General features: G+C 30.3%; 9 protein-coding genes and 1 tRNA gene. 1 reads left to right on the forward strand and 9 read right to left on the reverse strand.

Going from position 1 to position 12,364, the window contains the following annotated elements; genetic code table 11:
• Window positions 1-70 precede the first annotated feature (70 nt).
• The 3 genes from DWX74_RS03900 to DWX74_RS03910 form a co-directional block, all read right to left on the reverse strand.
• A tRNA-Sec gene (locus DWX74_RS03900) sits at window positions 71-167 on the reverse strand.
• An 86-nt stretch (window positions 168-253) separates the two neighbouring features.
• A complete protein-coding gene (locus DWX74_RS03905; protein ID WP_118548804.1) occupies window positions 254-997 on the reverse strand; it encodes a uracil-DNA glycosylase in 744 nt (247 codons plus the stop codon).
• Window positions 998-1,033: 36 nt separating this feature from the next.
• Entirely contained in the window at window positions 1,034-1,405 is a 372-nt protein-coding gene (locus tag DWX74_RS03910) for a NusG domain II-containing protein (RefSeq protein ID WP_118548805.1), read from the reverse strand.
• Window positions 1,406-1,591: 186 nt separating this feature from the next.
• Between DWX74_RS03910 and DWX74_RS03915 the strand changes: the two genes are divergently transcribed.
• Window positions 1,592-2,665 carry an FAD:protein FMN transferase gene (locus tag DWX74_RS03915; RefSeq protein ID WP_118548806.1) on the forward strand — a complete coding sequence of 358 codons (1,074 nt, stop codon included), beginning with the start codon at window positions 1,592-1,594 and terminating at the stop codon, window positions 2,663-2,665.
• Between the two features lie 224 nt (window positions 2,666-2,889).
• On the opposite strand, the gene DWX74_RS03920 is transcribed toward DWX74_RS03915, so the two are convergent.
• The 6 genes from DWX74_RS03920 to DWX74_RS11070 all read right to left on the reverse strand — a co-directional run bounded on the left by DWX74_RS03920 (window position 2,890) and on the right by DWX74_RS11070 (window position 12,151).
• Window positions 2,890-5,394, reverse strand: coding sequence for a cell wall-binding repeat-containing protein (locus DWX74_RS03920; RefSeq protein ID WP_158573233.1), 2,505 nt, complete (start codon window positions 5,392-5,394; stop codon window positions 2,890-2,892).
• A gap of 307 nt (window positions 5,395-5,701) precedes the next feature.
• Window positions 5,702-8,152, reverse strand: coding sequence for a cell wall-binding repeat-containing protein (locus DWX74_RS03925; RefSeq protein WP_118548808.1), 2,451 nt, complete (start codon window positions 8,150-8,152; stop codon window positions 5,702-5,704).
• Window positions 8,153-8,240: 88 nt separating this feature from the next.
• Window positions 8,241-8,393, reverse strand: coding sequence for a hypothetical protein (locus DWX74_RS11065; RefSeq protein WP_158573234.1), 153 nt, complete (start codon window positions 8,391-8,393; stop codon window positions 8,241-8,243).
• 162 nt (window positions 8,394-8,555) lie between these two features.
• Entirely contained in the window at window positions 8,556-9,551 is a 996-nt protein-coding gene (locus tag DWX74_RS03930; RefSeq protein WP_118548809.1) for a hypothetical protein, read from the reverse strand.
• 269 nt (window positions 9,552-9,820) lie between these two features.
• The gene (locus tag DWX74_RS03935) at window positions 9,821-11,911 is read right to left on the reverse strand and encodes a cell wall-binding repeat-containing protein (protein ID WP_118548810.1); all 2,091 of its coding nucleotides are present in this window, start codon (window positions 11,909-11,911) and stop codon (window positions 9,821-9,823) included.
• 75 nt (window positions 11,912-11,986) lie between these two features.
• Window positions 11,987-12,151: a hypothetical protein gene (locus DWX74_RS11070; RefSeq protein WP_158573235.1), complete on the reverse strand. Its 165-nt coding sequence runs from the start codon at window positions 12,149-12,151 to the stop codon at window positions 11,987-11,989.
• Window positions 12,152-12,364: the final 213 nt, after the last annotated feature.

Genomic DNA, 12,364 nt, shown 5'->3' on the forward strand with positions numbered 1-12,364 from the left:
ATTCCTCCGAGTAAATATTTATAATATATAAAAAAAGGAACCTTCATTCAGGTTCCGTAATATACTGTATTGGCGGGAGTGCGTGGGAATTGAACCCACCTAAGAGGCTCCTAACCCCTCATACTAGTTTTGAAGACTAGAGGGCACACCAGCACCCATCCACCCCCGTGGTTTTTTCAACAGTAATAATATAACACATAGAATACTCTTTTGCAAGTGTTATTTAAAAAATAAATAAAAAAATCGAAAAAAACTATATTAAACTCATCTGCTCATCTTCTTTTAAATTATTTATCTGCCAATCGATTTCAGTTTTACCAATACTTTTTAATATTTCATTTGCTTTTTTAAAATGATCACATCCAAAAAAGCCTCTATTTGCAGAAAGTGGACTCGGATGAGTGCCTTCTATAACATAATGTCTGTCTGTATTTATTAATTTTACCTTCTTTTTAGCATTATTTCCCCAAAGTATAAATATAACGGGCTCTTCTCTTTCGTTTAATACTTCAATTATTCTATCTGTAAACTTCTCCCATCCTTTTTTGCTATGAGAGTTTGCCTCATGTGCTCTTACAGTAAGTGCTGTATTTAAAAGAAGAACTCCCTGGTCTGCCCAATCCATAAGATATCCATTATCTGGAATAAAGCAACCATACTCTGCATTTAATTCCTTGTACATATTTTTTAGTGATGGTGGAGTCTTAATTCCAGGAAGAACTGAAAACGCAAGCCCATGAGCCTGACCATCGTTGTGATAAGGATCCTGACCTAAAAGAAGAATCTTTGTGTCTTTAAAAGATGTATGGTTTAAAGCTGTAAATATATCCTCTCTCTTAGGAAATACCTCGTGCTCCTTGTACTCACCCTTTAAAAACTCATTTAACTTATCAAAATACGCTTTATCAAACTCATCACTAAGTATATCTTTCCAATCTGTATTTATTAAACTTTTCCACGCTTCTTTAGTAAAACTCTCTTCGTTATATATATTCATTAAAAATCTCCTCTCAAAATAATATCTTACCTATCTCTACTGAACTACTGCATCTATATCATCACTCGAATTATTATCTACAATCTTTATATTCAGTTTATTAGGTATGCAAACTATACTCTGGCTCGGCTTAGTGATAAAACCAGTCTTAACACATACCTTATCTGGACAATTAGCCTCAATCACCTCAACACCATGATCGTGGACCTTAACCTTATTTACGTGTTCTCCATCCTTTATTGTAAACTCTGTTTCCTCATCTAGTGGAATTTCTTTATAAAGCTCATTATCTTTATAAACTTCTACAAATGCAGCTTTCTCATTTGCATCCTTAAACTTTGTATATCCAAAAAGTGCTGCAACTGCAACTAGTACAACAGCTATTAAAATAAAATCTTTCTTTTTCATAACAACTTCCTTCCCTTGTAAATTTTCAAATAACTATATTCAACAAAATTCTATATTTATTTTAATAAAATATCTGTTATTTTCTTTTGTATAATAAATTTATTATCAATTATGATATAATTATCATATCATAATTTGATATTATCGACTATAAATGACTATAAATTTTGACAAGGAGAATTAAAAATGAGAAAATCCACTCCACAAATTGTTGTACTAATAATATTATTAGTTGCAGGATATTTTATATTTAAACCTAATATAGATGAGAACTACTCACAGACAAACTACTATCTAGGAACAGTAAATACTGTGACAGTATACGGAAAGAAAGAAAAGAAAGCAATGGAAATACTTAAAGGATGCGATGAAGTTGTCAAAGTTGTCGACAACCTTATGAGCACAGAAATTCCTGGTAGCGACGTGTCTAAGATAAATAAAAATGCAGGTATTAAACCTGTCAAAGTCTCGCCTGAAACATATGAAGTTGTAAAAGAGGCAATCAAATACTCTAAATTATCTGATGGCAATTTTGATGTAAGTATAGGACCTGTCAGCGATCTTTGGTCTATAGGTAAAAAGGATGCTAGAGTTCCTGAAAAATCAGAAATAGACGCACTCCTACCTTTGATAGACTACAAGAATGTAGAAGCTAAGGAGATTAAGCTAGAAACTGATCAAGATGGTGACGGAAAAAATGAAACTTTTGATAAGGAGTATACTGTTTTCTTAAAGAAAAAAGGTATGAAAATAGACTTAGGTGCAATTGCTAAAGGTTTCGCAGCAGACCAAGTTGCTCTATACTTAAAAGCTAGTGAAGTTGAAAAAGCTATAATAAACTTAGGTGGAAATATCAAGACTATTGGTGATTTTAATATCGGTCTTAAAAATCCTATTGAAAATGCAAATGATTCATTTGCAAGTGTTAAGGTAAGCAATAAGTCTGTTGTAACTTCAGGTGTTTATGAGAGATTTGTTGAAAAAGACGGTAAGAAGTATCATCATATACTAAATCCAGCCGATGGTTATCCATTTGATAATAATCTTCTTAGTGTTAGTATCATCTCTGATAAGTCTATAAACTGCGATGCACTTTCTACATCTGCATTTGCTCTTGGGCTTGAGGATGGCAAGAAAATGATTGAGAGTATAGATAATGTTGAAGCTGTTTTCGTTACTAAGGATAAGAAGGTTTATTTGACTAAGGGATTCAAAGATGAGTTTGAGATTTTAAATGATAGTTTTAAGGTTGTGAAGTAATGGAAGATAATTTTTTATTCTTTCAGAATGAATTATTTTCGTTGATTTATTTTTTAGATTTTGAAAGTATTTTTTTATTTTTTCCTTTACGTTTGGCTGATTTTTAGATATAATTTTGTTATATTATATTTTATCGGTTTGCCAATTTTGGCTTACATGACTTTAATTAAATAATATCATCGCACATACAGAAAAAGCTGCCAAAATGGCAGCTTTTTTATTATTTATTTAGTTGTTGTTTCTGTTTTTTCTGGTTGTGTTGGTTTTTCTGGTTCTACTGGTTTTGGAAGAGGTCCTTGTACTCCATTTATTATACATTTATCATTTTCTAGTATTATATCTCCGTCTATTGTACAAGAATTATCGTATTTTAAAGTTGCTCCTAATCCTTCGCCATCATTTCCCCACATATATATAGCAGGACTCATATGTGTTCTATTACCATTTATAAGCTTAGTATTTTTTAATTCAACATTTGTAGAATACTGATAAGAACCTGGAGCTTTATTTCCTACAGTTAATACTGCAAGATTTACCATATTCCCTGAACCCCAATTTCTATTATCAAAATAATTTAGTAAATCACTACTACTAAGTGTATTTGTAATAGTAGTATTTGATATAGTTGCAGTTCCACCTCTAACTACTAAACCTTGTAAGTATCCTTGAATTTTACAATTATCAATAGTATATATACCTGGTACATTTACTAAAATAGCTGTTCCTGCATCATTTTCTCCATTTCCACCATTAAATGTAGAATCTTTTAAATTATAAACCACACCATAATTCTTTTTATCACCTGCATTTGTAGTTACACAGTATCCATTAGAATTTATTACTGAACCTATAATATTAGCTGTTGCTTTTTCTCCTTGTAAATATACTCCACTACCATTAGTTGTATATATAATATTTTCTAAATTTATAGTTCCACCATCATAACCATCTATGCAAGAATTAGTTATTGATGCCGCTTTTGTATTAAGATTTCCATTTCTAATAGTTAGTACTTGCCCTGATTTTATAGATTCAATAGATGGTCCATTTGATTTATTAACTTCAAGATTAGATGTAAGTGTAAATCCATTTAAGTCTATTGTTGTTTCACCTGATGGTGATAGTGCAATCTGTTTTTCAACAGTTAAATCCTTTATTAAACGTATAACTTCATCTTTTTTAACTTTTGATATTGCATCAGTTAATTCTTTTTCTGTTGAAACATCGTGATATATAATACTTGGAGTTACTACTCCCCCACCTGATGAAGATCCTCCACCAGTAGTAGTTCCACTACCCGGTTTATTTCCTTCAACACTTGGAGTTGTTGTTCCAGTTATCGGATTAGATATAGTACCGTTATTTTCTATAGTAGTACCACTTGCATTGTTTTCAACTTTATCTATCTTACCACTATTTTCTATCTTAATATTTTCAGAGCTTAAATCAACTTCTACCCTATCTATTTTACCAGATGAAGTATTTTCTATAGTTGTATTTTTTCCATTTTCTACAACTAAAGTTCCTATATTTCCACTATTTTTTATATCTGCATTTGGAGCTTTAACTGTTACTTCACCTGTTAAATCTCCTTTTACATTTATTTCAATAGCATTGTTTGTAGATAGAGTCGCATCTTTTGATATATTTGCACTTGATTCTACTTCTATAATATCATTAGCATTTGCTTTATTTAATGCTTCCTGAAGTTCCTCTTCATTTTTAACTTTTATTACTTCTGTTTTTTCTATTTCTTTTAATTCACCGAAAGCTTTTTCGTTACCATTTCCACCAACCTGAGTTATTGTATCTATTTTCTTAGTATTTATCACGTCTATCTGAGTAGCACTTAATTTTTTAGAAGCTATTAAAACAGGAGCTCCGTTTTTAGCTGCTAAAGCCCCTACCGCCAATGCGTCTATTAGATGTCCAGAGTTTTCCATGCCATCTTTTGCTAAGTATAGGTTATCTAGGTTTCTATCAGCATAGAATTTTTCTATAACATTTGCATTAGTATTATTTCTGTTGGCTCCTTCTATTCTCTGTTTTCCAGGTAAATTTTTTACTATATTATCTGCAACTACTTTATTTCCACATATTACAAATGAAGAAGTTATTCCTTCATCTTTTATGAATTTTTCAACTAATGATAATCCAGTTTTTGGATTAGCAAGAAGTATTGGCATATTTCTTTCGGCTGCTGCAGCTGCTACTGATACTGCATCTGCAAGTCCTGTTACACCATTTACTACAGCTATTTCTGATACGTCTTTTATTCCATCTAGTCTTTTAGCTATTTCTAAAGCTGTTTCTTCTCTTGTTGCACCTTTTACTCTGTCAACTTTTAGTTTTAATGCTTTTAAATCTTTTTCTACTTTTGCAGAAAGTACCGCATCTCCACCTATCATTATTACTTCTTTTGCACCTAATCTTTTTATTTCTTCTGCTGTTGCTTTGTTTAATCCAGCTTTACCTGTTAAAAGTATTGGTGCATTTTTTGCAAATGCAATAGGAGTTGCTGTTAATGCATCTGGTATTGCAGAGTCATTAACTAATATTACTGTTTCAGCCGAACTCCATCCATCTTTACTTATTTTTACCGCTGTATCAATTCTGTCTTTTCCTATTATTTCTTCGTTACTAGTTGTCGTTGCTGCCATTACTGGAGTTACACTACCTGCCACCATAGCAATAGCCATTATATTTGCTAAGTTTTTCTTTGCTTTCATAGACATCACCTCAATTTTATATTTACAGAATAGTTTTAATATTTTTTCTATATTTTTATTATATAATTTTTGTGTATTAATTAAAATATTTTTTAAGATATAATAAAACTTCTCATATTTTTAATTATTTTTCAAATTTTAGTTTGTTATCTAATTGTATTCTTTTGTATTTGTTTGTATATTTGCAAAAAAATAGCCTGTTGCATTAACTTTTATAATACAACAAGCTATTTTATATACTTAATATGTGTAATATAAATTATTACCCATTACTATTTTAATTTATACTAAACCAAATAAATTATAACTAATTTTTTTCTACTACAAAATCTCCATTTTCTACTCTTAATGTACTTCCTTCTTTAACATAAGCTTTAAATTTTTCTTCTGTTAATCCTGTATTTCTAAATCTTCCAGATACTATCTTTAATTTTGTTGCACATCCTTCTACATCACAATTATCCTTACTTCCACAATAAGATTTTATAGGTCCATCAATTACTTTATTAGTAGAGTTTTCTATAACTAGTCCTACTATATCAGTATCTTTGTAATTATGGTCTACGTCTACAGCTGAAGGATTTTTGCCTTTATATCCTGACATATCCACAGATACATTTTTTATTGTTGTTTTAGCATAATTTAATGCTATAGCATACTGAGTTATATTACCTGCAACTATATCTAAATCTTCTATTTCTAATGTACAATAATTTTGGAATATCATTTTTATATTTTTTGCCTCTGGAGAAACATTTATTTTACCATTTTTTACAGTTACTGTATTATCTCTTTCAAGATGGAATGCCTGAGTTTCAGTACCTGGAGAACCTGCACCTGGATCCTTAAATGTATATGTATTTCCTCCTAAATCTATTATTAAGTTAACATTCTTATGCCCCTTATTTCCATATAATCCAATACCTTCACCTGAAGAATCTTTTGTTAATATAACTGTTCCTGTTTTATTTTCAGAATTTGCAACTGCTTCAACTGCTTTTGCTAATGAATCATAGTATACACTATTAACTTTTGCTGGAAGAGTAGATTGGAAGTTTAAAGATATATTAGCTTCATTTTTATTTGCATCTACTAAAACTAAGTTTATAGGCTGTCCTTCTTTATTTACCGCATTTTCTCTGAAGTCTGTTACTATTTTATTTACTAATGTCTGACTTCCATATTTCCAGTTAGACCCTTTTAATGTTCCTTTTGTATCCCATGTATATATTGCTCCATTATATTTTATAGCTTTTATTGAAGCTCCTTTATCATTTCTATGAAGTGCACCTAGATAACGAGCCATATCATTCATAGCTGCTTTTTTCTCATCAGCTAATCCAAGATTTATTGCTTTATATTCACCTTCAAAGTTTACAGTAGCTGATTCACTTCCTGCCACAGTTACTTTTCCTGTATATGTATATGGTTTTTCACCAGCAGCTATATTCTCGCCTTCATATTTGTAATCTTTAGCAGCTTTTGCAGCATTAACTAAGTTCACTTTATTCTGATCTACAGATGGTGTTATTACAGTTCCACCACCAGTACTTGGTTTACTTGTTGAGTTGTTTGCAACATTTCCATTTGGAGCAGTTATTTCTACTTTACCTGTAACTGTTCCTTCAACTTTTATATCTACGTTTTTATCTGTATTTATTATTATATCTTCTGTTATTGTTGCATTTGGTTTTAATACTATTTTGTCGTTAGCATTTGCTTTTTCTAAAGCTTCTTTTAATTCTTCAACTGTTCCTACTTCGTAAACATCTGTTTCTTCTATATCTTTTAACTGGTTGAATGCACCTTCGTTACCTTTTCCACCAACCTGAGTTATTGTATCTATTTTCTTAGTATTTATTACATCTATCTGTTTTTCGCTTAATTTTTTAGAAGCTATTAATACTGGAGCTCCATTTTTAGCTGCAAGCGCTCCAACTGCTAATGCATCTATTAACTGAGTATCTCCATCTCTACCGTCTTTTGCTAAGTATAGGTTGTCTAATTCTTTATCTCCATAGAATTTTTCTATAACTTTTGCATTAGTATCATTTCTGTTTGATCCTTCTATTCTCTGTTTTCCTGGTAAACTAGATACTAATTTTTCTGGTAGCGCTGTTGTTCCACCTATTATGAATGACGCTTTTATTGCTTCATCTTTTATAAATTTTTCAGCTGCTGATAATCCTTTTTTAGGATTTGCAAGAAGTATTGGCATACCTTTTTCAGCTGCTGCAGCTGCAACAGATACTGCATCTGCAAGTCCTGTTGTACCATTTACTACTGCTATTTCAGATACATCTTTTATTCCATCTAATCTTTTAGCTATTGCAAGAGCAGTTTCTTCTCTTGTTTCACCTTTTATTCTGTCAACTTTTACGTTTAAAGCTTTAAGATCTTTTTCAACTTTAGCTGAAAGAACTGCATCTCCACCTATCATTATTACATTTTTTGCGCCTAATCTTTTTATTTCATTAGCAGTTGCTTTATTTAGTCCATCTTTACCTGTTAAAAGTATTGGAGCTTTTTTAGCATGCGCAAGAGGAGTTGCTGTTAAAGCATCTGGTATTGCTGAACTGTTTACAAGTATTACAGTTTCTGCACTTGACCATCCATCTTTACTTATTTTTACTGCTGTTTCATGTCTGTCATTTCCTATTATTGTTTCGCTGCTTGTTGTAGCTGCCATTACTGGTGCTACACTTCCAGCTACCATAGTTATCGCCATTACTGTAGCTAAATGCTTTGGTGTTTTCATAATTTCATCCTCCAAAATTTATTTTTTTTAAAAACAATTCTACTGGGTTTAGATTGTTTTTTGTATAAAAAAATGCAGAGTAATCCCTTTAGATTATTCTGCATTTATAAACAAGTTTATATTCATTTTTTTCATAGAAAAGAATAGACTTATAGTGTCTGTCTGTCTGTCTGTCTGTCTGTCTGTCTGTCTGTCTGTCTGTCTGTCTGTCTGTCTGTCTAGATTTTAGTAACAATAACATATTTCAGTCAATCCTTTCCTAATAATTAATTCTACCAATATTATACACTATTTTTTTGTATTTAACACACAATTTATTCTATTTTAAACTTTTTCTTATTTTTTAATTATTCTCTATTTTTAATACAGTTTTATATCCAACTATACCCCCATTTATTAAAAATTACTCTCCATATTTTTTAATATTAAAAGCTCTAACACGTTCATCTAGTTCTTCTTTTGTATACTTGCTAACTGTCTCTTCAAAGTTTTTAAATTTATTCTTACTTCCATAGCAATTATTTTTAAAAGAATTCCCATATTTAAAATCATTACCTTCTCCACAAAAATCCCCTGTCAATTTATCAATATTTTCTATGTAGTTGTATTTCACTGCATTATACAAATATCCACACTTACTCCTTGGATTCTTGATCTTTGTAATTTTAATTTTTTCCTGTAGATAACTAGAGTCCTTCCCTTTGAGTTTGAGAATCTCATTAATCCTTCTAGCATACTCCTCTGTATATTCATTTTCTAAAAATTCCTTTAATATCTCGTCTTCTTTTTTCACTTTGCACACACCTATACCATTAGGTAGTCGTTGTGTAATATATTTAGTATTATTTGTGTAGTTATTGGTATTGCTCTGCTCAACCTGACTAAATTCATTTTTTACATCTGAGCAACTGCATTTAGTCAAGTTAATATTATTTATTTGTTCATTTTGATTAATTGCATTTTCTTCTTTTGAATAATTGCAATTATTTATATTTGTAGAGTTATTATCTATCTTTTTGTAAACTTCTTTTATCTTTTGTTTATATTTTATTTTTTCATCAGCAATTTCATTTAACTTGTCGTAGTCTATGCTATACCATTTAGTTCTATCAAATCCCATTTTGTTAAAATTTCCAACAATTAATAGTCCTTTTTTCTCTAGAGGCGTAAAAATTCTTCTAAGTGTACTCTCACTCCAAAAATCAAATACATCATCATGCCATTTCTGCATACTATTAAATGTCCAATATCTTCCTTCTTTGAAATTAATATTATTTTCCTTATTCTTTACAAGCCAATAATGAATCTGCTGTATAACTATAGCTTCATTTACCCCGATAATTCTAGCAAGACTTCTTTCAACTATCATTGGATGCTCGTCCATTAAAAATTCTCTCATAAATATCTTCCCTCACTTTTGATTAATATAATTTACCCTATCACTTTTGTATATACAAGAATTACTAAAAATTGACACTTTTTTTCGTAATTGAAATTTCAACGTTTTAAATGATTTTATCAAAATTTAGTTTGAATAATTATTTTTCACTAAGTACAAATAATACTTTTTATTTTGAGTTATTTACTCACTAAAAAAGGCTACCCCACTAAATTAATAGTGTGATAGCCTTTCAAATCTCAATCAATTTTTATTGATTATATTTAGTTTTATTCAAAGTCTATTTCAAAGTCCATTCCACCAACCTGAACAGTGTCTTTTCCTTTTAATATACTCTTATCAGATTTTTTGTTAACTAAAACTATACCGTTATTTTTAGCTAGAGGAGATGCTGTTAATGCGTCAACTAATTTATCCCCGTTCGCTATATATACTTTTTCTTTTCCTGAATAGAATTCATCCATAACTTCTCTATTTGTTGCATATCTATCTGATCCAGCTAATCTTTCTGCGTCATATTTAGATACTATTGATTTATCTACTACAGTATTTCCACCTATTACATAGTATTCAACACCAGCTTTTTTAGCATGAGTTGAAGATTTTCCGTTAGTTAGTAATATTGGTGCTCCATTTTTAGCAGCTACAGCTGAAGCTGACATCGCATCTGCTTCACCTTCGAATCCATTAACTACGAATGCTTTGTTGTAGTTACCTAACTTTTTAGCTACTAATTCTGAAGTTTCAACTCTTGTTTTTCCACCAAGTCTTTCAACTTTTATATTAGCTGCAGTTATTTCTTTAGCAACTTTTGCACTTATAGCACTTTCTCCACCTATGATGTAAACTTTTTTAACTTTTTTGATTCTGTCCATAGTTACTTTAGGTATAGAATCTTTTTTAGTTAATAATATTGCTCCATTTTCTTTACCTGCAAGACCTGAAGCTGATAATCCATCAGACATTGTAGATGTTGCATTTACAAGAACTACTGTATCGTATGATCCTAATTTATCAGCTATTTTTGCTGCTGTATCATATCTATCTGAACCTATTATTTCTTCATGATTATATACTGGTTTAGAAGGTTTTGATGGAGTTGATGGTATACTTGGTGCTATTACACTAAATTTAGCTTCTAAAGTAATATTTCCAGTAACTTTTTCATTAAAATCATATTTAACTCCATCTTTATACCATCCTTCAAATGTATAACCACTTTTAGATGGTTCTTCTGGTTCTTTTATAGCATTTTCTTTTGTTACATAAACTTTTTTATATTCTTTTCCATCTACTTTAAAAGTTACTTCAATATTATTTGTTGGATTAAATATATTATCTTGATTTGCACTTCCATTTACATTTTCTACACAACTTTTATCAAAAGAAACATTTGTAGTTACACCAGATGTATTAGTTATTTCATTTCCACCAGATTTTCCAGCATCTAAAGTTGTTACTTCTGCTTTTCCAGTTATAGATACAGAACTAGAAGCTATAGAACCTGTTACATCAGCTTCATTAGCTCCTCCTACATATAATTTTCCAATTGTTCCACCAGTTATTTCCATATTACTAGAATCCATTGATCCTCTATTTACACTTTGCATTTCTTTTATAGTTCCATCATTTATAGATACTTTAGCATCTCCAGTATATCCATTAGAACCACCAGCAGTTACATAATTTACATTTCCACCATTTATAGACACTTTAGCTTTTCCAGTATAACTTATACCTTCTCCGCCTCCATATACCATATTTATAGTTCCGCCATTAACTATTACTTCTGTTTCATCAACTCTACATGGCGAATTTTTTGGATCTCCGGCATACCAATTTTTTCCATTTTCACATCCACAGTTATTTCTTAATGATGATGCTCCTCCTCCCATTATTCCACCGGTTATCTCAGCACCTTCATTTACAACCACTCTTGCTTTTGTTACATGACTTTTATGAAGTCCTCCTGCAATTATATTTTTTACTTTACCAGAATTCATAGTTATTGATGTTTCACTAAGGGTATCATTATCATGATATCCGCCTACAATACTTGCTGTTTCTGGTACTTCTAACGAGCTTCCATCCCATGAAATCTTTACTTTTCCTTCACTTCCTGCTTCAATAGTAATTGCTTTAGCATTTGCAAAGAAAATACCTAATGTTTCATTGTATGTTGGTTCTTCATTGGTAATAGTACTTTCAATATTAGGTACTAAAGAATCACCTTTTATTTCTTCTGCATTTACTCCTTGAGGCATTAATGAAGAAATAATTGCAGCACATGCAAGTACACTTATCACTTTTTTAGTATACTTCTTTTCATTCATTTTTCTAATGTTTTCTCTAAATTTCAAAATAATCCCTCCAAAATTATAATTTTAAACATACTAAAACTTACAAATAAAAAAGCACAGAAAAAACTATATCCCTTAGAATATAATCTCTCTGTGCTTAATCTCTAATTTTATGTAATTTTTTGCATCAAAAGAAAAAGACATTAAACTACTTTGTCTGTCTGTCTGTCTGTCTGTCTGTCTGTCTGTCTGTCTGTCTGTCTGTCTGTCTGTCTTAGTATTTTCCCAAACTACGAACATCTCGTCAACTCCCTTGATACAAAATTAGTAATGTTTATACTAAAATTATATCAAATTAATAAAATAAATCAAACGTTTTTAATAAACTCCTTAGAAAGTAAAGAACTTCACATATATACACATTTATTCTATATAAATCCATGTATATACTTTCCTTTTTCATAATAATTTCATATTTATCTTAAAATATTTTTTACCATAATCGCTATATCA

The organism is Peptoclostridium sp. AF21-18 (assembly GCF_003478825.1).
GTDB lineage: Bacteria > Bacillota > Clostridia > Peptostreptococcales > Peptostreptococcaceae > Peptacetobacter.